We start from the raw sequence: 25,649 nt of genomic DNA on the forward strand, positions 1-25,649 counted from the left end.
TATTAAATGAACATTCTGGTGTTATCCGGCAGCCGCAACCGCGAGGGCCAGACCGCCCGCGCTATCGGGGCTATCCGCAAAGGCGCAACGGCGGCCAAAGCTCAAATGGAAGTCATTTTCCTGACGGAGCTTAAGCTGGAGCGCTGCCGCCAGTGCGACCCCGATGGCTGGGGGCTTTGCCGCAAAGAAGGCCGCTGCGTTATCGAGGATGATTTGGCCATGCTGACGGACAAGGTGAAAGCCGCGGACGCCTTGGTCTTCGCCAATCCGGTCTATTTCGGCGACCTTTCGGAAAGTATGCGGGCCTTTACGGACCGCTTTCGCCGCACGCTCTTTAAGCCCGGCGCCGCTCCCCGCCCCGGTTTCCCCGCCGGCGGAGGCACGCCGGCGGTCGGTTTATGCTACGCCGGCGGCAGCGGCAACGGCACCGTGTCCTGCGCCGCCACTTTGGAGCGCGTCTTGCAGACCTGCGGCTTTGACGTAGTGGACATGATTCCGTTACGCCGCCAGAATATAGATATAAAAATACCCATGCTGGAGATGACCGGCAAATGGCTGGCTACCAGGCCTACCTCCGGCCCCTGGCCGCCAGCCCCGCCCCCCAAATAAATAAGGTCATTTTCAGTCCGTTAATTTTTCCTTTTCCCCTTCCACCTCTCTGTAAACGGAGAGGGGGAACATAAGGGGGTGAGGTCCGTTACCCGCCTCATCTTTTATTTTTTATCTGTGTTTTTTATTTTTGAGTTTTGATTTTTAATTTCTCACCCCCCTTCTCTGCCAGCGCAGGTGGAGGGTCAGGGGGTAAGGTGATGTTTGCTAAACATTTATGGGTATTGACGTCTCCCTTTGTAAAAGGGAGATAAGAGAGGGATTTTAGTCGCCCTCCCCGGTTGACACATTATCACGCCTGGGTTAAAATATTATTGTTCGGAGCAGGCCCCCTTTGAGGAGAGCCGGGCTTATCATTGCAGCGGAGTAATAACCCGTGGGACCGAGCGTCCTGCGGGTTTTTTTATTACCTTTAAACGGTATATATATGGAAACATATGACCTTAATAAACTGCACCTGATTTCCGGCCTCCCGGAAGCCGAGGCCGCCGCGCGCCTGAAAGCGGAGGGCTTTAATGAAATCCCCTCCGCCAGGAAACGCAGCTTCCTGGCCATCGCTTTCGGGGTGATACGGGAGCCGATGCTGTTGCTCCTTATCGCCGGCGGCATCATTTACATGGTGCTCGGGGATATCCAGGAAGCCCTGCTGCTGCTTTTCTTCGTCTTCGTCATCATCGGCATCACCCTTTACCAGGAGCGCCGGACGGAGCGTACGCTGGAAGCTTTGCGCGACCTTTCCAGTCCCCGGGCGATGGTCATCCGGGACGGCGCTACCCGGAGAATCGCCGGGCGGGAGGTGGTGCGCGGCGATATTATCGTCCTGTCCGAGGGCGACCGCGTCCCCGCCGACGGCATCGTTTTAGCCTGTAACAACCTGCTGGTGGAAGAGTCCCTGCTCACCGGCGAGTCCGTGCCCGTGCACAAGCTGGAATGCCTGCCGGAGACCACGGAGATGGAGCGCCCCGGCGGCGACCACTCCTCCTTCGTTTATTCCGGTACGCTGGTGGTCAGCGGGCTGGGCGTCGCCCGCATCGCCGCCACCGGCCTGCATACCGAGTTCGGTAAAATAGGCAAGTCATTGCAGACTATAGAGACAGAGCAGACCTTCCTCCAGAAGGAAACGGGGCGGCTGGTGCGCAACCTGGCGCTGGTGGCCGTGGCGTTATGCGCCCTGATGGCGCTGGTTTACGGCCTGACTATCGGGGAATGGATGGACGGCCTGCTGGCGAGCATCACTTTAGCCATGGCCATCCTGCCGGAGGAGTTCCCGGTGGTGCTCACCGTTTTCCTGGCGCTGGGCGCCTGGCGCATCTCGCAGAGCCACGTCCTGACCCGTCGCATGCCCGCCATCGAGATACTCGGCGCGGCCACCGTTCTCTGCGTGGACAAGACCGGCACCCTCACCGTTAACCGCATGTCTATCGATAAAATCTACGCCGGCGGTGAGTTCTTTGATATCGCCGCTAATCACGATACCCCTCCGCCGGAAAAGTTCCACCGTCTTGTCGAGTTCAGCATCCTGGCCAGCCAGACCCGGCCGTTCGACCCCATGGAGAAGGCTTTAAGGGAGCTGGGCGAATATTACCCCGCCCTGACCGAGCACCTCCACCTGGACTGGCGGCTGATGAAGGAATATCCGCTTTCGCGGGAGCTGCTGGCCCTGTCCCGCGTCTGGGAGTCCCGCGACCGGGGCGACTACGTTATCGCCGCCAAGGGCGCCCCGGAAGCCATCATCGACCTCTGCCACCTGGACGCCGCCCGCGCGCGGGAGCTTCAGGACAGAATCAGCGATATGGCCGGGGAGGGGTTGAGGGTGCTGGGGGTGGCCAAAGCCGGTTTCCAGCAGACCGCCCTGCCGGGCAATCAGCACGATTTCAGGTTTGAATTCCTGGGGCTGGTGGGCTTTAGCGACCCCATCCGCCCCTCCGTGCCGGAGGCCATTAAAGAGTGCCGTCACGCCGGCGTCCGCGTGGTGATGATTACCGGCGATTACCCCGTCACCGCCCGGAGCATCGCCCGGCAGATAGGCTTGAAGGAACCGGAAAAGGTCATCACCGGCGCCGAGCTGGACGCCATGAGTGACGCTGATTTGCAGGAGCGCATCAAAGCGGTCAACGTCTTCGCCCGCGTTATCCCTGAACAAAAACTGCGCCTGGTCAACGCCTTCAAGGCTAACGGGGAAATCGTGACCATGACCGGGGACGGCGTTAATGACGCCCCGGCGCTCAAGTCCGCCAATATCGGCATCGCCATGGGGGGACGCGGCACCGACGTCGCCCGTGAGGCCGGCGACCTCGTTCTCCTGGACGACGATTTTTCCTCCATCGTCAAGGCGGTGCGGCTGGGCCGGCGCATTTTCGATAACCTGCGCAAGGCCATGGCCTATATCCTGGCTATCCACGTGCCCATCGCCGGCCTGTCTTTGATTCCGGTGCTGTTCAAGTGGCCGCTGGTGCTTTACCCGGTGCACGTCGTGTTTTTGGAGCTGATTATCGACCCCGCCTGCTCTATCGCCTTTGAGGCCGAGCCGGAGGAGTCGGACGTGATGAACCGCCCGCCGCGGGACCGGCATGAGCCGCTTTTCAACCGCCGGACAGTGATTTTTAGTCTTTTACAGGGAGTTGTCGTCCTGGCGGTGACGCTGGCGGTCTATAAATTGAGCCTGGTGCTGGGCCGTGGCGCCATGGAAGCGCGCACGCTGACCTTTGCCACCCTCGTTATCGCTAACCTGGGACTGATACTCACCAACCGCAACTGGTCCAGCACGATACTCGGCAGCTTCCGCGCCCGCAACATCGCTTTAAGGTGGATTGTCCTCTCCGCCGTCGTTTTCCTGGGGCTGATGATTTATTTACCCTGGCTGCGGGACCTGTGCCACTTCGGCATTCTGCACTTCACGGACGTGCTGATATGCATCGGGGCCGGGGCGGTGAGCGTTCTCTGGTTCGAGGGTGTTAAGTACTTCGCGCGTAAAAAGCGCCAGCGGGTGGACGGCGTGGCCGGGGGTCGGTCCTGAAAAGCTGATGCCTTCCGCCGGGACGTTAGCGCGGCCCGGCCCCGGGACGGGAATTGTTCACCGCGCCCGGTGCTGTTACCTGTTGGCGGTGTCGCCCTCCCGGCCCCGGCTGAAAAAATCCGCCGCCCGGCGCTCCGGTCCTTGTAGGCTGAACTCGGGACAGCCTGTAATCACACCCCCGGAATGCGCCCGGCGGCCGATCCGCTCTACTGGTTTATTGTATTGTTATGCTGGTGGCTGTGTTGGTGCTGGCATCATACTCCACCGTCATGGCATCGCCTACGTTGGAGATCAGCTTGATGACCGTAGAGACCATCCCGCCGACTTTGATATCGGTGCTGGCATTTGTCCCCAGCGTCAGGCTGGTCCCGCTGGTATTGATGGTTACCGTGCCCATGACGGTATTAACGGATTGCAGCGTGCCGGTGGCCGTCATAATATTCCCGTTGCCGCCGCCGTTCCCGCCGCCGTTGCCTCCCCCGATGGTGATCATCCCGGAACCGCTGATATCAAGGACCGCGCCCGGGCCTATCCCCAGCCCCACCCCCATTTCACCTTGCAGGTTCATGCCCAGTTTAACATTGGCTACTACCTGTCCCCCGGTAATTTCTACTTTGTTGGAGGTCTGTACCTGCGCCTCACAATTGTTGCGCGTTTCAAGCTGCACTACCGGCGCGAAGACATACCGCCCGTCGCTGGCCATGTGCAGTGATTCGTCCAGCAGGAAGTCCGCTTTCACCGCCGCCGTGGCGCCGGTCTTCACTTCAAATTGCCCGGCCATTTCAAAAACGCCGTTCGGCATGACACACTGGTGAGCGCCGCTGGCGTCTGCTATGGTAAGCTGGGAAACATTGATTCTTATTTTATCGTAAGTACCTGAAGCCATATCGGCCTGGGCCATCAGCCTCGCGCTGCCGTCCGCTCTCAGTTCCATGAGGTCGTACGCCTGGCTCTGGGTGGAAACCGTGGTCCAGGCGCCCCCCTGGGCATGCGCTTCGATACTGTCCACGGTTATTTCTGCGCTGGATATCGCTTCCATATTGGCGGCGGCATCGGCTACGGTGAATATCACGCTGCCTTCTGCGACCACGGTCGTGGTGGGGGCCGTGGTCTCGGCGCTCGAGCAGCCGGTTAATAATATTCCCGTAATCATGAGCAGGATGACGGCGGCCGTGATGATCCCGGATAGCTTCTTCTTACGTTTCAACATAATATACCCTCCCGTTTATTCCTTGTCATTAATGTAACACATAACGGGTGACATTTTCATAACACCGGGATTTTATCTGTAACATTTTTATAAAACTGGCGGCGGGACCTGTGCCGCTTTGGCATCCTGCACTTCACGGACATGCTGATATGCATCGGGGCCGGGGCGGTGAGCGTTCTCTGGTTCGAGGGTGTTAAGTACTTCGCGCGTAAAAAGCGGCAACGGGTAGACGGTGTATCCGGGGGCTAATTGGTAGGCCGTGCAGGGTTCGAACCTGCGACCAATGGATTAAAAGTCCACTGCTCTACCAGCTGAGCTAACGGCCCGTGTAAAAGGGATTCCAGCTTTCTATTCTATCAAATCAGCCTTGCCCTGCGCAACTGTTATGTACGCTTTTGTGCCTCCCCGCCCCTTTGCGTTATAATTGCAGACATAATGATAGATAACGACGGGCTTTTTATGCGGCAGGCTTTAGGGCTGGCCCGCCGCGGCCTAGGGAAGACCTCCCCGAACCCCATGGTGGGCGCTGTAATCGTTAAGAGGGGGCGCGTTATCGCCCGGGGGTATCATCATGCTTTCGGCCGGGACCACGCGGAGGTTGACGCTTTCAAGCACGCTCAGGCGGATGTGGCCGGGGCGACGCTTTACGTTACCCTGGAGCCCTGCCGCCACTTCGGCAAGACCCCGCCCTGCACGGACGCCATCATAAGGAATAAAATCGACCGTGTGGTTATCGGCATGCTGGACCCGGACCCCCGGATGAGCGGGGAAAGCGTTAAACTCTTGAACGCTAATGGGATAAAGACCGCCGTGGGCGTGATGGAAGACGCCTGCCGCGCTTTGAACGAGAAGTATATCCAACACCGCACCGCCGGCCTGCCCTGGGTTACGCTCAAGTGGGCGCAGACGCTGGACGGTAAAATCGCCGCCCCGCGGGGCACCTCCAGCCGCTTTACCTCCCCCCCCTCCCTGAAGCTGGCGCACCGCCTCCGCGCTGAACACGACGCTATCCTGGTGGGCGTGGAGACGGTCGTTAAGGATAACCCGGAGCTTACCACCCGCCTGGTCAAAGGCCGGAACCCGCTCCGCATTATCCTCGACTCCACCCTCCGGATTCCGCCGGACGCTAAGGTATTGACCGGCCAGGACACCGCCCGCACTATGGTCGTTGCCACCCCATCCGCCCCTGAAGAAAAAGTCGCCGCTTTGCAGTCGATGGGCGTTCCAGTGCTTGTTACCCCGCCGGACGCCGCCGGCCGGGTGGATTTAAAAAACCTGCTTAAAGCCCTGGGGGAACGGGATGTTTCCTCCCTGCTGGTGGAGGGCGGGGCTAAAGTGATTACCTCTTTCCTGCGCGCGGGGCTGGGGGATAAAGTGGTGGTCATCATCGCCCCCAGACTGCTGGGCCGGGGCACCCCCGCCATAGCCGACCTCGATATCATGGACCTGACCCGGGCTTACGCGCTGGCTTTTAACAAAATTTACCGGAGCGGGGAGGATATTGTGGTGGAGGCCGTAAGGGCGGCCGACTGAACCCCGCCGGACTTGTATCATGGATTATACCTGGATAAAAAAGAAACACGAGCTTAAATCTTACCTTGCCGGCCTGAACGACCGGAAGAACTGCGTTATCGCGCTGGATATCGAGGCGGAAACTAACCTCCATGCCTACGGCGAGAAGCTGTGCCTGGTACAGGTTTACGACGGCGCCGCCAGGGTGTTAATCGACCCCCTGGAAATCGATACCCCCACCCTTAAATCTTTCTTCGAAAGCCGCGGCATCCTGAAAATAGTCTATGACGGTTCGAGCGATTCTTCCCTTCTGAAAAACGCCTATAATATCGAGTTTAAATCCCTGCTGGACCTGCGGCCGGCGGTGGAGCTGCTGGATTTTAAAAAACAGGACCTGCATTCGGTCATCGCCGCGGAGCTGGGCGTCACCCTCAAGAGCAAAGAGAAATACCAGCAGCACAACTGGAACCGCCGCCCCTTTGATAAAGACGCCATCGCTTACGCCCTGAATGACGTTATTTACCTGTTCCAGCTGAAGGACACCCTCTTTAAAAAACTCTACGAAGCCAATTTGCTGGATGTCTATACACTGAAAAACCTCCAGGTGCAGAACCGGGACTATACCCGTGACCCGGCGGAAAAGTACCTGAGGATGAAAGGTTACCACGCCCTGGCCCGTGATGAAAAGGCCGTCTTCAAAGAGATATTTGATGTCCGGGAAAAGTACGCTGAGATGTGCGATATGCCCGCCTACAACGTCATCAGCCGGGAAGACCTCCTGGACATCGCCAAAGGCCAAAAACAGCTGGACGCTATCCGCTTCCCCAACCGCCTCACCCCGGACTTTATCCGCCGCCTGATAGCGGAACTGAAAAGCGTGGTTAAATAGATGGCATAACTGGGAGGCGGGAGAACCCGGAGATATGTGTATTGACAAACAGGCAGTGAGGACTACCTGAAACACAAGATGGGTAATAATGATTTCCCCCGAAAAGTTCTTGTGTAAAACCCCCTCCCCCTCTTTACAACAGAGGAAAACTAATCCTCTCCCTTTCCTAAAGTCGCGGATTCCGTATGAACGCCGTGAATCGGAAGGAGATAAGAGAGGGTTTTTAAAAAGGTTATTATTATATAATAGGTGTTATGCTTCCATATAATCCCAAATTAAAGCAGCTTTCACGGGAGCTTAGAAAAAACATGACCGATGCCGAAAAGGTACTTTGGTCTAAGCTCAGGATGAAACAGCTACAAGGCTTGTTATTCTCGCGTCAAAAGCCATTGGGCGCATATATCGCAGATTTTTATTGTTATCAGGCGAAGCTGGTAATTGAAGTCGATGGAGGACAGCATTTTACTAATGATTCTGTTGAATACGATAGGATCAGAGATGAATTTATGGGTAGTCTGGGATTGACAGTGCTAAGGTTTACAAATACTGATGTGCTGCAAAATATAGAAGGTGTTTTGGAAGTAATTGGGAGAAATCTCCCTCCTCCCCTCTTTACGAAAGAGGGAAACTCATCCTCTCCCTTTCGTAAAGTCGCAGATTCCGTATGAACGCCGTGAATCGGAAGGAGATAGTGAGGGTTTTTACCAATCATCCTCCCCCTTTCGTAAAGTCGCAGATTCCGTATGAACGCCGTGAATCGGAAAGTAAGCTAGAGAGGGTTTTTAGATTGGACCTGTTACCTGTGGTTTTGTGCCGGTTCTTTACCTCATTCGGCATCCCGCATGACCGAAGGGAAATCGGGAACTTTTTAGCTTCTCCCTCCCCCCTCACCCCTCCCCCCTCTTCCCCCGCGACACCATCCCCTTCCTTTTCTCCCCCGCCCCCCTTATACTGATAACTGTAAACTATTTACTGTTAACTGTTCATTGTAAACTGTAAACTCACTTACCATAAACTAAAAAACAACTCCCCGGATTTTGAAGCTGAATTAACATAAATCAAAAAACAAATGGTTAGCTACAAACCGTACGTGAACGTTAACAAAAAAAATTTTAAACAAAAACAATCCCTGTTCCCTAGCCCCTTCCCCCTAATCTCTATCCCCTAATCTCTATTCTCTACTCCTTCGCCCACTCCATGACCTCCGCCTCCACGAAGATGCTCCCCGCCGCGCAGATGAGGTCGTTGGGCTTGGCCTCCCCCACCGCCAGGTTCACCGCCTCCTTGACGCTGGCCGCCACCCGCGGCGTTACCCCGTGCTTCCGGAACTCCGCTATTAACGCCTCCGCCTTCACCGCCCGGGGGTGGCGGGACGTCACCATGATAATGTCGTCCGTAATCTTGACCGCCTCCGCCGCCATCCCGGCTATGTCCTTGTCCGCCCCGAACCCCAGTATCAGCTTCGCCTTATCGTAGTTGAAATAGATTTTTAAGGCTTCCCTCAGCCGCAGCATGGAATAGGCGTTATGCGCCCCGTCCACGATTACCCACGGCTCCTTTTTCAGCACCTGCAAACGCCCCGGCCAGCTGACCTGGGCCAGCCCTACCGCGATGTTTTCCGCCGTTATCTTCGCGCCTTTTTCCCGGAGCAGTTCCGCGGTGGTTACGGCGTTGGCCGCGTTCTCCACCTGGTGCTCCCCCAGCAGCGGTATCCGCAATTCGTAATCCCTTTTCAAGCCCTTCAGGCGGAAGCTCTGCCCCTCGCTATCGAAGTTGCGCAGCTCCCACGTCACGTCCCGTCCCACCATCACGAACCGCACATTGTTCTCCCGGCACACCCCCTCGATTGCCTCCAAAGCCTCCGGGAACTGCGGCGCGCTGACGACCACCACCCCCGGCTTGATGATGCCCGCCTTCTCCCGGGCTATCTTGGCCAAAGTATCCCCCAGCACGTCCATGTGGTCGTAGCTGATGGATGTAATCACACAGACCTGCGGCTGTATCACGTTGGTGGCGTCCAGCCTGCCGCCCAGCCCCACCTCCATCACCTGCCAGTCCGCCTTCACTTGCGCGAAGTGCAGGAACGCCATGGCCGTGAAAATCTCGAAGGTGGTCAGCTCCCCCAGGTCGCCCAAAGCGTTCTCCGCCTCCACGTGGGGCTGGATAATCTCGGTCAGCTTTGCCCAGTCCTCTTCGCTGATAGGCTGGCCGTTCACCTGTATCCGCTCCGTGTATGACAGGAGGTGGGGGGAGGTATAAAGCCCGGTCTTGTAGCCGGCGCTCTTGAGTATCGAGGCAATCATGGCGGCGGTGCTGCCTTTCCCCTTCGTCCCCGCCACGTGGACGGACTTGGCGGCTAAATGCGGGTTATCCAGCCTCGCCAGCAGCCGCTCGATGCGCTTCAGGTCCCAAACTATGCCGGAGCGCGGCAGCCTCTCGTAGTCGGCGTACTTTAAAACATATTCCAGGGCTTCTTGATAATTCATATTTCTTCTCCCTTTCACTCATCATAGCCTATCTCAGGTTTACGGTAAAGCAAATAATTACAAAATAATAGGTTAATATTTGTGATAAAAAAACTATTGACAAACACTACCTGTTGTGGTAACTTATAAGCCTTGACACTACCACTTGTGGAGATATTATGTGAATTGCCCATTCTGCGGACACCCGGATTCTAAGGTTTTGGACTCCCGTGACGTAAATGACGGCATCCGCCGCCGGCGCCAGTGCCTGCGGTGCGACCTGCGTTTTACCACCTACGAGCGCTTGCAGCACACCAGCGTTTTCGTGATAAAGAAGGACGGCCGCCGCGAGGAGTTCAACCGCGAAAAACTGCTCCGCGGTATCCAGATAGCCTGTGAAAAGAGGCCGCTGCCCGGCAACACGCCCGACCAGCTCGCCGACGATATTGAAGCGGAGCTTTTCCAGATGGGCAAAGCCGAGGTCCCCAGCACCACCATCGGTGACGCGGTCATGGCGCGGCTTAAAAAACTCGACCATATTGCCTATATCCGCTTCGCCAGTGTTTACCGCGAGTTCGAGGATATCACCACGCTCAAGGAAGAAGTGGACAGCCTGGCCGGACACGCTATTCTTCCCCCCGCCGACCAGATTCCCCTCTTCCCGGTGGAAGAGCTGCCGGTGCAGTTCCGGGCGCCCCGGAGGCAGCGGCCATGAATGTTAACAACCACGCCGGCCGCAAGAACGCCGCGCCGGTCAACCGCAGCCAGGTGGCGCGCATCGTCTTTGATAATGCCGCCGCCATGGGCATCCGCGATCGCAAGCTCGTGGAGAAATTGACGGCCCAGGTCATCGAACGGCTGGAAAAAGCCCAGGCCCAGGTGCTGCCCACCCTGCCCGGCATGGAAGACCTGGTGGACCGCAAGTCCCGTTTATCCCTCCGCGGCAGGATGCCTACCGATGCGGAAATAGAAGCTATGGTCATGGAAGTCCTTAACGCGCACCAGCCAGTACAACAAGAGGAGGACAATGCCAAAATGGAAACCGAAACTGAAGTCAGGACCCCGCAGGAAACAACATCCGCTAACGGTCTTACTGATACCGCCCGTCAGGTGCTTGAAAAACGCTATCTGCTGAAGGACGACCAGGGCAAGGTGACGGAAACACCGGAGCAACTGTTCCGCCGCGTGGCGTCGGCGATTGCCGCGGCAGAGCTTATCTATAATCCCAAAGCTAACGTGAAAGCGGTCGAGGACGATTTTTTCAAGCTGATGCACGGCCTGGAGTTCCTCCCCAACTCCCCCACTTTAATGAACGCCGGGAAAAAGCTGGGGCAGCTTTCCGCCTGCTTCGTCCTGCCCGTGGACGACTCCATGGAGTCGATTTTCGACGCCGTGAAATACACCGCCCTGATTCATAAAAGCGGCGGCGGCACCGGCTTTTCATTCTCCCGCCTCCGCCCGGAAAATGACATGGTGGGCTCCACCGGCGGCGTGGCCAGCGGCCCCGTTTCCTTTATGCGCGCCTTTGATACCGTCACCGATGTCACCAAGCAGGGGGGCACGCGGCGGGGCGCCAACATGGGCATCATGGATATCAACCACCCGGACATTTTAAAGTTCATCACCGCCAAGGAAAGCATGACCGCCCTCACCAATTTTAATATCTCCGTGGCCCTGACGGCGGAATTCATGGAGGCGGTCAAGGCGGGGGAGGACTACGAGCTGATTAATCCCCATACCAAAAAAGTATCCGGCACGCTCAACGCCAAAGAGGTCTTTGATAAAATCGTGGACATGGCCTGGCGCACCGGCGACCCCGGCATCGTTTTCATCGACCGTATTAACGAGGCCAATCCCACCCCCCACCTCGGCAGAATCGAGAGCACCAACCCCTGCGGCGAGCAGCCCCTCCTCCCCTACGAGTCCTGCAACCTGGCTTCCATCAATCTCTCCAGGATGATGAAGAAAAAGAGCGCTGGCTGGGAAATCGATTACCCCAAACTCGCCCGCACCGTCAAGACCGGCGTCCGCTTCCTGGATAACGTTATCGATATCAACAGGTTCCCGCTGCCGCAAATCGAGGAAATGACCAAAAAGACACGCAAAATCGGCCTGGGCATCATGGGCTTCGCCGATATGCTGGTCATGCTCGGCGTGCCTTACAACTCCGGGGAGGCGCTGGACGTGGCTGAAAAGCTGATGCGGGTTATCGGTGAAGAAGCTCTCAAATCTTCCGTGGAGCTGGCTAAAGAGCGCGGCGTGTTCCCCGCTTTCGAGGGCAGTATCTATGACGTGCCGGCAGGCCCGCAGCTGCGCAACGCTACCCGCACCACCATCGCCCCCACCGGCACTTTAAGCATGATTGCCGGCTGCTCCAGCGGCATTGAGCCGCTCTTCGCTTTAAGCTATACCAAGACCGTGCTGGACGGCACCCCCTTCGTCGAGGTCAACCCCTACTTTGAAGAAGCCGCCCAAAAAGGCGGTTTTTATTCCGCCGACCTGATGAAAAAGCTGGCGGAAGGCGCTCACCTGGGCGAAATCAAGGGCGTGCCGGACAAGGTAAAGCGCGTTTTTGTCACCGCCCATGAAATCACCCCGGAGTGGCACGTTAAAATGCAGGCGGCTTTCCAGAAGTCCACGGACAACGCCGTCTCCAAGACCGTCAACTTCCCCCACGAAGCCACCCGCGAGGACGTGTCCCACGCCTACCTGCTGGCCTACGAGGAGGGTCTCAAGGGCATCACCATCTACCGCGACCGCTCCCGGGACACCCAAGTGCTGACCACCGGTAAGAAACCGGAAAAGGCGGCCGAGCCTTCCGAACGCACCCCCCGCAAACGCCCCGCCGAGACCCGGGGGACGATTACCAAGGTCAATACCGGCTGCGGCGGCCTCTATATCACCGTCGCCTACGATGACAAGGGCATTTTTGAAGTGTTTTCCACCCTCGGCAAGTCCGGCGCCTGCGCCTCCGCCCAGCTGGAAGCCATCTGCCGCCTCATCTCCACGGCGCTGCGCTCCGGTGTGGACGTGGCCCAGGTGGTCAAACAGCTCCGGGGCATCCGCTGCCCGTCCATCGCCTGGGAAGGCGGCAAGTCCATCCTCTCCTGCGCGGACGCTATCGCCAGCGTGCTGGAAAAGCACATCGACGGCGAGGACAAGCCCAAGCTGGAGGACTACGGCCTGGCCAAGAACATGGCCGGCCAGTGCCCGGAATGCTCCAACATGCTCGTCTATTCGGAGGGCTGCTACCACTGCCCGGCCTGCGGCTATACCAAGTGCTAGGGGGAAAAGGTACTCAATGGCGTTTCCCAAACAGGTTTGGGACCAGCTCAAGAATAAATCAGTAGAGGATATCGTTTCCGCACTTGAAAGGGATGGGGCTGCTTTAGATACATCGAGAGGGGTTGCCCGGGTTTATCGGTTTCCGGATGGCAGGCTCGTCGCCATACACTTTCACCCGCACAAGACCTTCGGGCCTAAGTTGTTGAGGGATTTGTTTGAAGATATCGGCTGGAAAGAAGCTGATTTAAAAAGACTGAAACTGGTTAAATAGCGCAAGCTACTTTGAGCTCTTCTTTATAGCGACTAATGTTTGAAGCCGCCGAGTAGGACGCTCGCTTGCTCACCCCGACGGGTATCGGTTCGCCATGCTTTATTAGGGATTCAAGATACACGATAGCCGTTTCCCTGGCGTTCTGTAAAGCCTCTTCCCGTGTTTCACCGGAAGTGTGTAAACCTTTTAACGCGGGACAATACGCGTGGTATCCGCCTTCATCAGGCTCGATAACTATTTCTATCTTGAATTCTATGGTAGGTTTATGATCAGACATCATTCTCCCCCTCCGTCCCAACCCAAATTCACCTGAAAAAAGCACTAGATATACCTAAAATTAATACTACCGCTTTCTCTATAAAGTATACACTTTGTAAAGCCCCTGTCAAGCATAGCCTGTTATTATTCGCCGGTATAATTAACCTCCCCTCCTCCTTCTTTTTTGACGCCCCCCTCCCCCAATGTTATTATTGCTTAGGGGTCAACTATGCAGAGATTGCGCATCAGGTTCAGCCGGGGGGAGGAGCTAAAGTATATCTCCCACCTGGACTTAATCCGTCTGTGGCAGCGGGCGCTCAACCGCGCCGGTATGCCATTATCCTATTCCAAGGGATTTAACCCCCACCCCCAGATTTCCGTGGCGCAGGCCCTGGCCATGGGCGTCACCTCGGACGCGGAGCTCATGGACATTTTCCTGGACAAGTTCGTTTCTCCCCACACCTTTACCGCCGCCATTGACCGGCAGCTGCCGCGCGGCGTATCCCTTGACGGGGTTTACAACACCCCCCTGATCATGCCCTCCTTGCAGTCCCAGGTGCGGCAGGCGGAATATAAAGTGGAGATTGAAACGGATCAAGACCAGAACACTATCGAGTCCGCCCTCAACGCCCTTTTGGAGAAAGAGACTCTGCCCTGGCAGCACCAGCGGGACACCGGCCCCCATAAATACGACCTCCGCACCCTGGTGGATGACCTCTGGCTCATCGATTTCCGCCCCGGCCGCTGCGCCATCGGCATGAGGCTGCGCAGTGATGGCAGCGGCGCTGGCCGGCCGGAGCAGGTGGCCGCCGCCCTGGGCTTTGAAAAATACCCCGCCTCCATCCACCGCAGCAAGCTGATTCTCCAGGCTAATTAAACGGCGGCGCCCGCCGGCGTGACAGGGAAGGCGGAAGAAAAATTGCCAACAGCTAAAATCCCCCCTTTGGAACAGCAGGTGCTGGCATACATCCGCGCCAGAAAGCTCGCCGCCAGCGGTCAGACGCTGGTGGTCGCCGTTTCCGGCGGGCCGGACTCCGTGTGCCTGCTGCACATCCTGGCGGCTTTGCGGGAAGAGCTGGGCATCACGCTGCATATCGCCCATTTAAACCATCAGTTGCGCGGCAAAGACTCCGTCGCCGATGCCGCTTACGTGGCCGGGCTGGCAAAGCGACTCGATATCCCCGCCACCATCGCCTCCCGGGACGTGCGCGCTTACCGGGCGCAGCACCGCCTCACTTTAGAGGAAGCGGCGCGGGAGGTAAGGTATGCTTTTCTGGGGGAGGTGGCGGCCAATATCGGGGCGGCGGGTATCGCGGTAGGCCATACCGCCGACGACCATATAGAGACGATTTTGATGCATTTGCTGCGCGGCAGCGGGGGGCGGGGCTTAAGGGGGCTGCTGCCCGTCAGCCGCCGGCAGGTATCCGGTTATAATCTCACCGTTATCCGGCCGCTGCTGGAGCTAAGCCGGCCGGACACCGTAGCCTACTGCCGCAAACACCGCCTCCAGCCCCGCGCCGATAAGTCCAATTTTCTCACCCAGCCGTTCCGCAACCGCGTCCGCCATAAGCTGCTGCCGGAGCTGCGCAAGTACAACCTGCGCATCAGGGAAGCCCTGCTCCGTTTAGCCCGCGCCACCGCCGAGGACATGGACTTTATCGAGGGGGAGGCCCGCCGCCACTGGATCCAGGTTGTAACGGCAATGCCGGATTCGGTGGTAATGGATAAAAAGGCTTTGCTGGCCCTGCCTCCTGCCCTCCAGCGCCAGCTCCTGCGCTCCGCCATAGAGGCGCTGCTGGGCAACCTTAAAGACATCGAGGCCGTTCACATTGAAAATATCATCGCCGGCCTGCATAAGCCGGCCGGCAAAGTCATCGGGCTGCCCTTCGGGCTTAGCTTCACCGTCGAATACGACCGCTACGTGCTGGCCGCGGATGCCGCCGCGCTTTGCCCCTTCCCGCCCCTGGAAGGTGAAATAACGTTAAAAGTGCCGGGCCGGACTTCTTTCTCCGGCTGGGATATCACGGCGGACGTCATCCCGCCGCAAGAGGCGGAAGTAAGCGGGAACGATGATTTTACCGCCTGCCTGGACTTTGCCCGCGTCGGGAGCCCTTTAACCGTGCGGCGTCGTCTTCCCGGCGACCGCTTTCAGCCGCTGGGCCTGGCGCAGCCGAAGAAATTGAATGTCTTCATGATTGACGCCCGCATTCCCCGGTCATGGCGGCGCCGGGTGCCCGTCGTCTGCGGCGGCGGCCGGATGCTATGGGTGGTCGGCTGCCGTATCGATGAACGCGCTAGGGTCCGGCCGGACACGGAAAAAGTCCTCAGGCTTGAATTCAGGCGCGCCTAGACATCCACCCCGTCCGGCTTTTCGGGGCCGGGAGGCGGCGGTATCGGTATCACCGGCGTCATCACCGTGTCATCATCCTGCGGAATCCAGCGCAGCCACAAGACCACCAGGGTAATCAAAGCCGCCCCAGCGGCCAGGTAAATTTCCACCTGGTTTAACGTTATCATGCCTCTGCGGTACGGCAGCACCAGGAAATTGACGGCGGCGTGCAGGACAGAAGCCAGAATATAGAACTGCCAGCCCTTGCCTTTAGCCAGCCCGTAGCCCACGAGCGCCGAAACGGCGATGTGCATGGCTACCGCCCAGAACCGTTCCCAGAACGGGAGGAGTCCCTGTGTCAGGCCGGAAAGCCTTACCACGTCCCACGTCCATCCGGCAAGGAAGGTCTGCCCGTGCGCCCAGGTCGCCTCGAAGATGCCGAAGCCCGCCCCGGCCAGCGCTCCTATAGCCAGCCCCATTTGGGGGGTGATAGTCTTACCGCTCCGCCACCACCAGAAAACCATAGGCACCATCTTGGCGCCCTCCTGTACGAACCCGGAAATTATCAGGGAAGGCAGCCCCGCCAGCAGCATCCAGTGGTAAAGGGTATAGGAATCCCAGTAATGGCTCAGGGCTTTGGACGCGTACCACTGCAGCGGAATCTGCACGAACACTATCGCCAGCAGGGTTAAAAAGGCGCTTGCCACCAGCACCGCCCACAGCCGGTGCTGCTTGAAAAGCGGCGGCCAGTGCGCCAGGAGCCATATCGCGCCGAAAGCCAGCGCCACCGCGATGCCGATGAGCAGCATGTTTACGGCGAGCCCGGAGTAGTTGAACCAGGACTTCAGGTATTCAGTCATCGTTTCCCAGAGCATAACAACCTCCCACCTTAAAATACCCGCTGCAGCCGCAGGTTAGGCGTAATACCCGGTATGCGCCCACGTTTGGCGATTGGCTTGCCGTCGATTTCGTGCAGGTCGGCGGTAAAATCTATAGGCCTGGCGCCGCTGATATAGCTCCCCACCCCGAACCCGTCCACCGGCGCGCCGCGCTCCTTGAAATACCTGATTCTATCGGGGTCGATGCCGCCGCTGACGAAGATGCCTACGTGCTGAAAGCCGGCTAAATCGAGCCGGGCGCGCACCTCTTTGACCAGCTCGGCGGTAACCCTGCCCCGCTCGCTTGGCGTGTCCAGCCGCACGCTCTTGAGTTTCTTGCCCAGCGCCGCGGCCACGCGCAGGCTTTCCTCCGCCTCGTCTTTAAAGGTGTCCACCAGGGATACGCGCCCGATTTCCGGCGGCATGTGCTTATCGAAGAGCATGGTGGCTTTGACCGTGTCCCCCACCACCAGGATGAGGGCGTGGGGCATGGTGCCGGAAGGCTCCACCCCGGCCAGCCTGGCGCCGTTGACGCTGGAACAGCCGGAGCAGCCCCCCACCACCGCCGCGTAGTCCATTACCGCGGCCACGTTGGGGTGCACGTGCCGCGCCCCGAAGCTGATAAGCGGCGTCCCCGCCGCGGCGGCCGCGCACTCCCGGGCGGCGGTTGCCCAGCCGGTGGACTGCGCCAGCATGCCGATGATGGCCGTCTCGTAAAGGCCGTAGCTTTGATAGGGGGCGGTAATGCGCAGCACCACCTCTTTGGCGGCGATGGTTTCGCCCTCGGCCAGGGCCCAGACCTCGCGTTTATCTCCGGGCAGCGCTTCGGCCAATAGCGCTTTCACTTCCTCGATGCCGCAGAGCAAACCCGCCCTGCTCCCGAATACCTCCATCGTGGTTACCGGGTTGAGGTTTTCTTTTTTCAGGATTTCCAGGGTGCGCACGAAATAGACGTCCGCCGTGCCGCCGTCCAGCACCTCCGCCGACGGCTTGAATTTGGGTTGCGGCGGTTTTTTAGCGGCGGTATAGACCAGCTGGGCGCCCAGCACCTTTTCCATGTGGTCCAAAGCATAATAATGCGCCTTTTCATCGAAGGACGCCACGCAGTCCACCGGCACTTCTACGGTATAGTCCCGGTTGCGGGCGTTGGCTACCGTGTGGCAGACGCAGATATCCGTGCATACCCCGCAGACAATAAGCTTTTCCGGCTTTAGTTGTTTGAGTTTCTGTTCCAGGTCCGTGCCGTAAAAGGCGGAGTAGCGTTTTTTCTTGATGACTTCGCCGGGGAATCCGGCTAATTCCGGAATGACTTCCGCTTCCGCCGTCCCGGCGATGCAGTGCGGCGGGAACATTTTAAACTCCAGGTCGTCCTTATCATGGGAATCGCAGATATAAAAAACTCCGGCGCCGGCGGCGGTCTCTTTTGCCAGGAGCTTTTGAATGTTGGGGATAATCCGGCGCGATGCCGCCCCGCAGTATAAGGGGCACGGCTCTTCCATGAACCCCCGCAGCATATCGATGACCAGTACGGCGTTAGCCATGGGCCGCCTCCTTTTTGCCCCGCCCCGATAACCAGGACAAAAGATACAAATTAATTTAGTTCTTGTCCCGATTCCTTTCCTCATACGGGATGCCGCATGTAATCGGCATATCTTGTTTCTTGTATCTTCTCCGCTCAGGCCACTTTGTCCTGCCGGTAGCCCTCCCCGTCGATGATGACGCGGGCTTCCCCCTTTTGCCGCACCACCTCGCCGATGATTCTGGCTTCCGGCAGGGCTTTGGTCAGCTTTTTAACGCTCTCCGGCGCGCATACCACCGCCATGCCCACGCCCATGTTGAAAACGCGGTACATTTCCGCCGTCTCCACCCCGCCCTTTTTCTGGAGGAGGGTGAAAATGGGGGGGACATCCCACTTTTTGCTGTCCAGCCGCGCGGCCAGCCCTCTGGGGAGGGAGCGGGGGATATTGCCCACCATGCCCCCGCCGGTGATGTGCGCCATGCCCTTGATGCTCTTGAGCAGGGGCTTGAGCCGGTTGTAATAGCAAATATGCGTTGCCAGCAGCGCCTTGCCCGCCGTCCCGCCGAGCGCGGCGTAGCGTTTGTTCAGGGCCGCTTTCGTCTCCCCGAAGATTTTACGCGCCAGGGAGTAGCCGTTGGTATGCAGGCCGTTGGAGGGCAGCCCGATTACCGCGTCCCCGGCGGCGATGCCGCTGCCCATCGTGATTTTATCTTTTTCGATGACACCGACGACGAAGCCGACCAGGTCGAAGTCGTCGCCGTGATAGATGCCGGGCATTTCCGCCGTTTCCCCCCCGATGAGCGCCGCCCCCACCTCTTTACAGGCTTCCGCCAGGCCTTTACCTATAGCTTCCAGCCTGTCCGGCACCACTTTCCCGGTGGCTATGTAGTCGAGGAAGAAGACCGGTTCCGCGCCGCAGGTGAAAATATCGTTGACGCAGTGGTTGACGATATCCCCGCCCACCGTGTCGAATTTCCCCAGGGCGGAGGCTATTTTGAGCTTGGTGCCCACGCCGTCCACGCTGGAGACGATGACCGGGTTTTTGTAGCCCTTCATCTCGAAAAGCCCGCCGAAAAAGCCCACCCCGCTCAATACCTCCGGGCGGTGGGTGGCTTTAGCGTACCGGCTGATTCTGGAGATGACCCTGGACTTGAGGTCGATATCCACGCCGGCGGCGGCATAGGTCTCTTTCATCGCAGTTCCTCCCGCGGATAACGTTACCCCATGATATCATATTTTATGGTCAAGCTACTAACCATTTGACAGGTTCCGCCGCTATCAATATCATTAGCGCGAGGGATAATAAAATGCCGGAACGCTATTTCGGGCAGCCGCTGGAAGTCACCACCGGCGGCGATGTCAAAACGCCCGTCGCTTTCAAGCTGGACGGGCGCGACTACACTGTCGCGGAAGTGCTGGAGTCGTGGCCGGACTACGGCTTCGGGCGCAGCACTACCAGCCGGACCTGGCGGGAGCGTCACCACCGCACCTGTTTCCGCGTGAAAACCGCGGACGGCGCTGTTTTTGAAATTTATTACGACCGCGGCACCAACCTCAAACACCCGGAGCTAAAAAAATGGTACCTCAGCCGGAAACTGTAGGGCCGCCTCCGGTTTTTTGAATACAAACCACCGCCTTCATACCCGGCTCAAACACTATTCCCCCCGGCGCCCGGTGAGCATAAGACAGCTATCCCGTATTGCATCATTTCCTGATTTATCATAGAATGGTAACCGTATAAGGCGACGTGGCCAAGTGGCAAGGCGGGGGTCTGCAAAACCCCTATTCGGCGGTCCGAATCCGCCCGTCGCCTCCATTTTTTTTCTATAAAAAAGGCTGCCGCGTTTACGGCAGCCCGCTTTTTTTCTTTTAGCTAATTATGAAAACGGGAATCCAGACCTTTTTATTTTGTCATTCCGGTGAAAACCGGAATCCAGTGATTCGGGATTGGCCTGATTTCCCGTAATTTCAGCAACAATATCCCAACTGGGTCCCGTTTTTCAATATGTCTTTTTTGAGGAAAGGCGAGGTAGATTCTCGCGCCTGTGTGCCGTAACGCACTTCGGTGTACATACACGGCCGCTCAGATTACATTGAGACTCCCTCAGAATGACAAGGGGGAAATCTAAGACAGGCAGGCTTCCAGCTCGTCCTCGTAGACCACTATTTCCTTGCGCTCCTTGCCCACCTTCACGTTATAGATGTAGAATATCTGCCCGGTGCGCGGGCTTATCCAGTAGAAATTGGAGATTTCACCCACCCGCCCGGCGTACTCGTTAACGTTGTACTCGCGCTGGGTCACGCCCTGCTCGCTGATGGGCTTGATGATAACCTTCTGCCCCTTGGCGTACCTGGGCTTGCCGGTCCTGTCCTTCATCATCATTTGCGCATGATAATACGAAATCGCCGGTTTGTCAATACCCGGAAAAATACCATTTATCTCCGCCGTTAAAAAGAATACCTGCCGCGGCGCGTCCGCATATAATGTAAATAAACTTTTGTTATGAACGGATTTGTTCTATAATTTTACTGGATTTATATTTCCCCGAGGTTTTCCTGACATCAAGACCAGACAGATATTTTCCATAATCAGCGAGATTAACGAAGTATTGTCCCTCAGCAACGAACCGGAAAAGCTGGCCAATACCGCCTTGGATATTTTTTCCCAATCTTTGAACGTGGAATGCTGCTGGATACAGACCGTCGGCGATAAGAAAGATAAGGTGCTGACGCTGGCGGCCGAACGCGGCCTGAGCGACGCCATGAGGTCGGAAATCCTCGACATGGACATGAATGACGCCTTCAGCAGCCAGATAGTAGGCATGGGGCACAAAATCATCATCCCGGACATTAATAACGACGGCGCTTACGGGCTGGGCTCGTTCGGCAGCGCCGGGTACAGGTGGCTGGTGGCCGTGCCGCTGATGACCTACCGGGTTTACGGCATCCTGGGCGCCGCCTCCCATAACCGCAGAATCCTCCATAAAGATACCGCCGACCTCGTTATGGTTATCGCCGGGCTTATCGCCGGCGCTCTGAATAAAGCGCACCTGGCCCGCGGTTTCCCCGCCCGCAAAAAGCCCGCGGAACCGCCCGGCCGCGAACCGCAGCCGGCGGCGTCGCCTCCCGATATCGCCGCCGCTATTATTCCGGATACCAAAGTAATCCTTCCCCCGCCTGGTACCGCCAAAGAGGTAATGCCTGAAAAAATATCCCCCGTCCCCCCGCCTAAAAAAAGTCCGCCCCGGCCCGCGGACGCCGCTTTCAATTCCCACACCCGCAAAATGCAGTCCTTCCGCAAGTCCCACCGTTAATGCTGTTTTAACAATTCCTTGACACATTTCACATAAATACTTACAATAGGTCTATCATTGTGCATTTTGCTGATTGTCATACGCAGCAATCTTCAAGGAGGTGCTTTTCGGAGAAGATAGACTAACCGATCCCCCTGACGAACCTAATAATTAAGGAGGAGCACATTGAACATTAAATTCAACACCAGACCCTATCTGCCCACGTTAATTGCCGCTGTTTTACTTTTCATCATGGTCTTTTTACCCTGGTTAACCGCGAGCGCAAGCTACTTTGGCTATAGCATTAGCGCGTCACAGAACGGCATACATAGCTGGGGCATTCTTACGTTCATCATGAGCATCGCCGCAGCCGGGCTGTCTTTCATCACTCCCCAGAGGTCCAGGGCGATGTTCACGCTGCTGGCCGGTGTGCTGGCTTTGCTGGGCATAGTCATTCACATGGGCGTTAACCTCGGCGGCGGCGTCGGCGCCGGTGCCGGTCTTATCATCGCGCTTATCGTCTCTTTAGCTTTGATTGCCCTTGCTTATATGGACTACAAGAATATGCCCATTGCCAACATAATGAACCGTTTCAAAGCCGGTGCTAAGCCTCCCACCCAGAATCCCCCGCCGGCCAGTCCCCCTCCGGCGCCCCCGGCGCCTCCGGCACAATAGGCTTACGGCTTTAAAGAGTAATTTAATATATTAATCATCGGGCAAAAAAGGCGCTGCCTCACCCGTACGGTTACCGCGGTCAGCCAATGAAGCGGGTCCCGGGCGGGGGACAGCGCCTTGCCGTTCTTGACACCATTTCCAGCACCACGTACAATTTAACTCGGACAGGCCGGTTTACCGGCTTACTTGTCCCCCGAATCTTTCAGCACAGGCCGGGATGGCGGAACAGGCAGACGCAGCGGACTTAAAACCTGTCCAAAGAATGCACGTGGCAAGCAGGAAGTCTACTGCACAGGGTGGAGTGTTAAGCAATGTGTTAAGCAATTTCTTTGAGTCTCGGCGTGAGGGGCTGTCACTCAATACACGAGATTTTTACGAAGGTTACCTCCGCAGGGCCGGGGCCGTTATTGGCTTCAATGTTACCAGCCACGACATAAACCAGTTTATCAAAGCCCTGCCTTGCAGCAACGGCGGCAAACACGCTTATTTCCGGGTACTGAAAACCTTCTACAACTGGTTTTACTCCCCCAAGGCCGGGTACGGCCTAAAGCTGAGCGACAACCCCATACTTGGTGTTGATGCCCCAAAACAGGGTAAGAAAATACTGCCGAGCCTAACACTTGAACAGGTAGACTACATTATTGACCAAGCGGGGCGGGTTAGGGACAAGGCCATAGTAAGCCTGTTTAACGACAGCGGCCTGCGGCTGGAAGAGCTGACCAATATTAACCCGCAGGATATTGATTGGAACAGGCGTTTGATAAAGGTGCGGGGCAAGGGTAACAAGGAAGGCTACGCCCTGTTTGGTGAGCGAACCGCAGCCCTGCTTAAGGAATGGCTAGAGCAGCGCCCGGCAGATAGCAGCTTGTGGCACATAGGGAGCTACACTATTGCCGACATGCTTGAAAAGCTAAGCGCCAAAACTGGCATTACTTTTTCAGCCCACACTTTCCGCCGCACGTTTGCCAGTATCTTGGCCAAGCGGGGTGTTGATAGCCTTCACATTATGCGGCTGGGTAGGTGGGAAAGTATAGCTATGGTTGAGCGTTACACAAGGTCGGTAAGGTTTGAAGACAGCATGAAGTTTTATGCGGCCATAGTTAATTAGGTTTTTAAAGAACACGGCAACAAAGCCCCTAGGCGGCAAGTGTCTAGGGGCTTTTTATTTTACCAATCTTTACCGTTGACACCTAGCAAGGCTCATGTTATTATCAGTTACACTAGTTTCTTTAATCTTAAATCGTAAAAATATGAAAGTATTTAGAGTTATACTTCTTATCTTCGCAGCAGCGTTAATTATCTTAGGTATTTTTTATATACCAGCGGCAGATTCTATTGAAAAGGAATCCCCCGGTCACTTAACGTCTTTTGGGTTATCTCTTTTAGGGATTTCACTTGGGCTTGTTTCCCTTGCTATAGCTTTTATTGCTCTTTTTATTGCCCTTTCTTCCAATCCCCCAACAAAAGTATTTGCAGGGTTAGAGTTTAATAAAAGATTGGTGTCTATGAAAAATCTTGCTGCTGCTGGAAGCCTTGTTGGTGTGGTTGAAGTTCAAGGCGCTGGAATGCAGAAGACCGAAGCTTTTTTATGGGATTTAAGGGCTATGGCACAGGTTTACAAATGGGCCGATAAGCCACGCTTGGTAGAAGCACGAGCCTTGATAGAAAATGCACCACTTTATTTTGAAGGATTAGTAAGTGCTGCTACGTTATCAGAAGTTAAAAAATTGTGCAGGCTGATATGCGGCAGACCAAAACGGGGAGGCAAAGTAATGGCAGATGAAAGTAAAAAGGACAAGAAAAAGATTAATTGGTGGAAAGAACTAGCTCCACCATTACTAATGGGCGCTGGTCAACTTTTCTTCGGAATCGTACTTACAGGAATGGTATTATACCTAGTGGCGAAGTATAAGGAAGGGGATTTTGAGCCATTCGCATTGGCAACAGTTGCTGGGTTACTGGGAGGTTTCCCCCTTGTTACCTCATTTGGAGAGAAGGTGGAGGAAGGAATTAAAAAACAACTAAGGTGGGTAGGGGGATTATATATATTCTCAGCAATCTTTTTTGTAGTGTTCGGATTTTATCAAGCAGCAGACCAGGCATGTTTAATTCCACAGTCTGGGTCATGGGTTTGGGCATTTCAGGTCATATATGCCGTGACATTTTATGGGGCTGCTATTTCGTTGATTATAGGGATGTGGCTGACTTTGATATTATTACCTAAGTTGGTGGGGCTTGGAGCTGTTACCGATAGGTTTAAGAGAATATTTAGGAGAAAAGATAAAAAGTAAAGTGGGTATGCGGCACCCATTATTCCTTATTTATCAAATAATTACGCACAATTTTATCAGCATTTATCCTTAAAAGCACTACCCCCCGCAGCTTGGAGTACACCCCCTTACAAATATCAATTTCCCTTGGATTTACCGTGGCAATGGCGCCTAGTACGCTTAGGTTGTGTGCCTGACAAAGCTAAAAGTGGGGCGCACAACTAGGCTTATGTTAGCTCATGCGTTCTGATTTACTGCGCAGGGCGGTGGGGCCGGGGAAGAAGGCCCTAGATAGGCACCACAGGCACAACACCCTGTGTCGTGTATTATACGGTGTCTCAACAAATTGTCGCAACCCCACACTTGGTAGGTAAGACAATACTTCCTAGAAGGTTTGAGCCAGAGGATTCGCAGTACAGCGTGCCTCGCTGCCTCCGCCGCAATAACCCCACGCTTGAGTTATTTCACAGGGTTAGTAGGTGGGTTAATTTTAGACCAGTCTACATCAACAATAAAGCTCTTTGCCTTTAGCGTCTTTGCCATTCCTTGGGTATGCACAGTACCAAGGTAAATCTTATCGCAGAGGGCTGTTTTATCTAACGTTGGTTTAATTTGGTTAAATACACGAAGGTTATATGTTGCTTCTGCCGAGGTGGAGGAAACAAAACTAAACTGCGATGTGCCTTGAGAATATGTTAGGTGAAAGTCAGTAGTTCGCCCCTTAACGCCTTTAGGTTTAATTCTCATACTCATGGTTTCACACTGCCACAGCATAGTGTTTAGGTTATCGCTTTTTTGGCACCTTATAGTAATTGAAAGGCTAAGCTGATACATATTATTTACAAACTCAATTACCACTTTCCCATGGCCTATAATCGCATACTTGGGGCTGAACCGCCTCCAATAGTTCCATACCTTAAACTGCCAGCCATACGTGTGCCACCATTTTTTAGAGTTTTTTGGCAGGTGCCAAATGAACTTACCAAATGCGGGAACAGCGTGGTTGAGAATGATGGTGGCAATGGTAACTAAGAGGCTAACTACAACGGTAACTTGACCTTGGGGAGTGCCCAAGAAATCCTTGATGTTATTAAGCCAGTCCATTAACTATATTGTAGGGCTTCGTGTTCCGTTGTCAAGGGTAATGCAGGGTGGGGAGGCATTTAACCT

At 56.0% G+C, this 25,649-nt stretch carries 23 protein-coding genes and 2 tRNA genes; 16 read left to right on the forward strand and 9 right to left on the reverse strand.

Features of this window, described 5'->3' with window-relative positions:
- Positions 1-6 precede the first annotated feature (6 nt).
- Both WC370_06890 and WC370_06895 read left to right on the forward strand, forming a co-directional pair.
- Positions 7-609: a flavodoxin family protein gene (locus WC370_06890; protein ID MFA5309194.1), complete on the forward strand. Its 603-nt coding sequence runs from the start codon at positions 7-9 to the stop codon at positions 607-609.
- Between the two features lie 427 nt (positions 610-1,036).
- The gene (locus tag WC370_06895) at positions 1,037-3,625 is read left to right on the forward strand and encodes a cation-translocating P-type ATPase (protein MFA5309195.1); all 2,589 of its coding nucleotides are present in this window, start codon (positions 1,037-1,039) and stop codon (positions 3,623-3,625) included.
- Between the two features lie 214 nt (positions 3,626-3,839).
- Here WC370_06895 and WC370_06900 read toward each other — a convergent pair whose 3' ends face one another.
- Entirely contained in the window at positions 3,840-4,835 is a 996-nt protein-coding gene (locus WC370_06900) for a DUF4382 domain-containing protein (protein ID MFA5309196.1), read from the reverse strand.
- Positions 4,836-5,085: 250 nt separating this feature from the next.
- Positions 5,086-5,161: transfer RNA gene (locus WC370_06905), tRNA-Lys, on the reverse strand.
- A 109-nt stretch (positions 5,162-5,270) separates the two neighbouring features.
- Here WC370_06905 and ribD point away from each other — a divergent pair.
- The 3 genes from ribD (at position 5,271) to WC370_06920 (ending at position 7,904) form a co-directional block, all read left to right on the forward strand.
- On the forward strand, positions 5,271-6,368 hold the full coding sequence (gene ribD, locus WC370_06910; GenBank protein MFA5309197.1) for a bifunctional diaminohydroxyphosphoribosylaminopyrimidine deaminase/5-amino-6-(5-phosphoribosylamino)uracil reductase RibD: 1,098 nt from the start codon (positions 5,271-5,273) through the stop codon (positions 6,366-6,368).
- 19 nt (positions 6,369-6,387) lie between these two features.
- On the forward strand, positions 6,388-7,236 hold the full coding sequence (locus WC370_06915; GenBank protein MFA5309198.1) for a hypothetical protein: 849 nt from the start codon (positions 6,388-6,390) through the stop codon (positions 7,234-7,236).
- Positions 7,237-7,490: 254 nt separating this feature from the next.
- The gene (locus tag WC370_06920; GenBank protein MFA5309199.1) at positions 7,491-7,904 is read left to right on the forward strand and encodes an endonuclease domain-containing protein; all 414 of its coding nucleotides are present in this window, start codon (positions 7,491-7,493) and stop codon (positions 7,902-7,904) included.
- A 510-nt stretch (positions 7,905-8,414) separates the two neighbouring features.
- On the opposite strand, the gene WC370_06925 is transcribed toward WC370_06920, so the two are convergent.
- The gene (locus tag WC370_06925; GenBank protein MFA5309200.1) at positions 8,415-9,722 is read right to left on the reverse strand and encodes a folylpolyglutamate synthase/dihydrofolate synthase family protein; all 1,308 of its coding nucleotides are present in this window, start codon (positions 9,720-9,722) and stop codon (positions 8,415-8,417) included.
- Between the two features lie 160 nt (positions 9,723-9,882).
- On the opposite strand from WC370_06925, the gene nrdR reads away from it, so the two are divergent.
- The 3 genes from nrdR to WC370_06940 all read left to right on the forward strand — a co-directional run bounded on the left by nrdR (position 9,883) and on the right by WC370_06940 (position 13,257).
- Positions 9,883-10,416, forward strand: a complete 534-nt coding sequence (gene nrdR / locus WC370_06930; GenBank protein MFA5309201.1) for a transcriptional regulator NrdR — start codon at positions 9,883-9,885, stop codon at positions 10,414-10,416.
- Positions 10,417-10,736: 320 nt separating this feature from the next.
- Positions 10,737-12,986 (forward strand): vitamin B12-dependent ribonucleotide reductase, encoded by a 2,250-nt coding sequence (locus WC370_06935; GenBank protein ID MFA5309202.1) that lies wholly within the window; start codon positions 10,737-10,739, stop codon positions 12,984-12,986.
- Positions 12,987-13,002: 16 nt separating this feature from the next.
- Positions 13,003-13,257: a type II toxin-antitoxin system HicA family toxin gene (locus WC370_06940; protein ID MFA5309203.1), complete on the forward strand. Its 255-nt coding sequence runs from the start codon at positions 13,003-13,005 to the stop codon at positions 13,255-13,257.
- On the opposite strand, the gene WC370_06945 is transcribed toward WC370_06940, so the two are convergent.
- Positions 13,250-13,537, reverse strand: coding sequence for a type II toxin-antitoxin system HicB family antitoxin (locus WC370_06945; GenBank protein ID MFA5309204.1), 288 nt, complete (start codon positions 13,535-13,537; stop codon positions 13,250-13,252). The genes WC370_06940 and WC370_06945 overlap by 8 nt on opposite strands.
- 207 nt (positions 13,538-13,744) lie before the next feature.
- On the opposite strand from WC370_06945, the gene WC370_06950 reads away from it, so the two are divergent.
- Complete coding sequence (locus tag WC370_06950) at positions 13,745-14,392, forward strand: TIGR03936 family radical SAM-associated protein (GenBank protein MFA5309205.1); 648 nt, start codon at positions 13,745-13,747, stop codon at positions 14,390-14,392.
- Positions 14,393-14,434: 42 nt separating this feature from the next.
- Positions 14,435-15,865, forward strand: a complete 1,431-nt coding sequence (gene tilS, locus WC370_06955; GenBank protein MFA5309206.1) for a tRNA lysidine(34) synthetase TilS — start codon at positions 14,435-14,437, stop codon at positions 15,863-15,865.
- On the opposite strand, the gene WC370_06960 is transcribed toward tilS, so the two are convergent.
- The 3 genes from WC370_06960 to purM all read right to left on the reverse strand — a co-directional run bounded on the left by WC370_06960 (position 15,862) and on the right by purM (position 19,435).
- Positions 15,862-16,719: a YhfC family glutamic-type intramembrane protease gene (locus tag WC370_06960; GenBank protein ID MFA5309207.1), complete on the reverse strand. Its 858-nt coding sequence runs from the start codon at positions 16,717-16,719 to the stop codon at positions 15,862-15,864. The genes tilS and WC370_06960 overlap by 4 nt on opposite strands.
- A gap of 14 nt (positions 16,720-16,733) precedes the next feature.
- Positions 16,734-18,263: a nicotinate phosphoribosyltransferase gene (locus tag WC370_06965; protein ID MFA5309208.1), complete on the reverse strand. Its 1,530-nt coding sequence runs from the start codon at positions 18,261-18,263 to the stop codon at positions 16,734-16,736.
- Positions 18,264-18,397: 134 nt separating this feature from the next.
- A complete protein-coding gene (purM, locus tag WC370_06970) occupies positions 18,398-19,435 on the reverse strand; it encodes a phosphoribosylformylglycinamidine cyclo-ligase (GenBank protein MFA5309209.1) in 1,038 nt (345 codons plus the stop codon).
- Positions 19,436-19,548: 113 nt separating this feature from the next.
- On the opposite strand from purM, the gene WC370_06975 reads away from it, so the two are divergent.
- Together WC370_06975 and WC370_06980 are read left to right on the forward strand one after the other, a co-directional pair.
- On the forward strand, positions 19,549-19,842 hold the full coding sequence (locus WC370_06975; GenBank protein MFA5309210.1) for a DUF6504 family protein: 294 nt from the start codon (positions 19,549-19,551) through the stop codon (positions 19,840-19,842).
- A gap of 140 nt (positions 19,843-19,982) precedes the next feature.
- Positions 19,983-20,057 (forward strand) — tRNA-Cys (locus WC370_06980).
- Positions 20,058-20,366: 309 nt separating this feature from the next.
- Here WC370_06980 and WC370_06985 read toward each other — a convergent pair.
- Complete coding sequence (locus WC370_06985; protein MFA5309211.1) at positions 20,367-20,624, reverse strand: hypothetical protein; 258 nt, start codon at positions 20,622-20,624, stop codon at positions 20,367-20,369.
- Between the two features lie 226 nt (positions 20,625-20,850).
- On the opposite strand from WC370_06985, the gene WC370_06990 reads away from it, so the two are divergent.
- The 4 genes from WC370_06990 (at position 20,851) to WC370_07005 (ending at position 24,500) form a co-directional block, all read left to right on the forward strand.
- Positions 20,851-21,555 (forward strand): GAF domain-containing protein, encoded by a 705-nt coding sequence (locus tag WC370_06990; protein ID MFA5309212.1) that lies wholly within the window; start codon positions 20,851-20,853, stop codon positions 21,553-21,555.
- A gap of 165 nt (positions 21,556-21,720) precedes the next feature.
- Positions 21,721-22,209 carry a hypothetical protein gene (locus WC370_06995; protein ID MFA5309213.1) on the forward strand — a complete coding sequence of 163 codons (489 nt, stop codon included), beginning with the start codon at positions 21,721-21,723 and terminating at the stop codon, positions 22,207-22,209.
- Positions 22,210-22,426: 217 nt separating this feature from the next.
- Positions 22,427-23,317, forward strand: a complete 891-nt coding sequence (locus WC370_07000; GenBank protein ID MFA5309214.1) for a tyrosine-type recombinase/integrase — start codon at positions 22,427-22,429, stop codon at positions 23,315-23,317.
- 94 nt (positions 23,318-23,411) lie between these two features.
- Entirely contained in the window at positions 23,412-24,500 is a 1,089-nt protein-coding gene (locus tag WC370_07005; GenBank protein ID MFA5309215.1) for a hypothetical protein, read from the forward strand.
- A gap of 438 nt (positions 24,501-24,938) precedes the next feature.
- Here the strand turns inward: WC370_07005 and WC370_07010 are convergent, their stop codons facing one another.
- Positions 24,939-25,583: a hypothetical protein gene (locus WC370_07010; GenBank protein ID MFA5309216.1), complete on the reverse strand. Its 645-nt coding sequence runs from the start codon at positions 25,581-25,583 to the stop codon at positions 24,939-24,941.
- Positions 25,584-25,649 lie beyond the last annotated feature (66 nt).

Source organism: Dehalococcoidales bacterium (genome assembly GCA_041652735.1).
In the GTDB taxonomy this organism is placed as follows: domain Bacteria; phylum Chloroflexota; class Dehalococcoidia; order Dehalococcoidales; family RBG-16-60-22; genus RBG-13-51-18.

Bases quoted from the DNA above. Each gene is read 5' to 3' on its own strand.
- WC370_06890 (MFA5309194.1), top strand. From the start codon at position 7: ATGAACATTCTGGTGTTATCCGGCAGCCGCAACCGCGAGGGCCAGACC.
- WC370_06895 (MFA5309195.1), top strand. From the start codon at position 1,037: ATGGAAACATATGACCTTAATAAACTGCACCTGATTTCCGGCCTCCCG.
- WC370_06900 (MFA5309196.1), bottom strand. From the start codon at position 4,835: ATGTTGAAACGTAAGAAGAAGCTATCCGGGATCATCACGGCCGCCGTC.
- ribD (MFA5309197.1), top strand. From the start codon at position 5,271: ATGATAGATAACGACGGGCTTTTTATGCGGCAGGCTTTAGGGCTGGCC.
- WC370_06915 (MFA5309198.1), top strand. From the start codon at position 6,388: ATGGATTATACCTGGATAAAAAAGAAACACGAGCTTAAATCTTACCTT.
- WC370_06920 (MFA5309199.1), top strand. From the start codon at position 7,491: ATGCTTCCATATAATCCCAAATTAAAGCAGCTTTCACGGGAGCTTAGA.
- WC370_06925 (MFA5309200.1), bottom strand. From the start codon at position 9,722: ATGAATTATCAAGAAGCCCTGGAATATGTTTTAAAGTACGCCGACTAC.
- WC370_06935 (MFA5309202.1), top strand. From the start codon at position 10,737: ATGGAAACCGAAACTGAAGTCAGGACCCCGCAGGAAACAACATCCGCT.
- WC370_06940 (MFA5309203.1), top strand. From the start codon at position 13,003: ATGGCGTTTCCCAAACAGGTTTGGGACCAGCTCAAGAATAAATCAGTA.
- WC370_06945 (MFA5309204.1), bottom strand. From the start codon at position 13,537: ATGATGTCTGATCATAAACCTACCATAGAATTCAAGATAGAAATAGTT.
- WC370_06950 (MFA5309205.1), top strand. From the start codon at position 13,745: ATGCAGAGATTGCGCATCAGGTTCAGCCGGGGGGAGGAGCTAAAGTAT.
- WC370_06960 (MFA5309207.1), bottom strand. From the start codon at position 16,719: ATGCTCTGGGAAACGATGACTGAATACCTGAAGTCCTGGTTCAACTAC.
- WC370_06965 (MFA5309208.1), bottom strand. From the start codon at position 18,263: ATGGCTAACGCCGTACTGGTCATCGATATGCTGCGGGGGTTCATGGAA.
- purM (MFA5309209.1), bottom strand. From the start codon at position 19,435: ATGAAAGAGACCTATGCCGCCGCCGGCGTGGATATCGACCTCAAGTCC.
- WC370_06975 (MFA5309210.1), top strand. From the start codon at position 19,549: ATGCCGGAACGCTATTTCGGGCAGCCGCTGGAAGTCACCACCGGCGGC.
- WC370_06985 (MFA5309211.1), bottom strand. From the start codon at position 20,624: ATGATGATGAAGGACAGGACCGGCAAGCCCAGGTACGCCAAGGGGCAG.
- WC370_07000 (MFA5309214.1), top strand. From the start codon at position 22,427: ATGGCGGAACAGGCAGACGCAGCGGACTTAAAACCTGTCCAAAGAATG.
- WC370_07005 (MFA5309215.1), top strand. From the start codon at position 23,412: ATGTTATTATCAGTTACACTAGTTTCTTTAATCTTAAATCGTAAAAAT.
- WC370_07010 (MFA5309216.1), bottom strand. From the start codon at position 25,583: ATGGACTGGCTTAATAACATCAAGGATTTCTTGGGCACTCCCCAAGGT.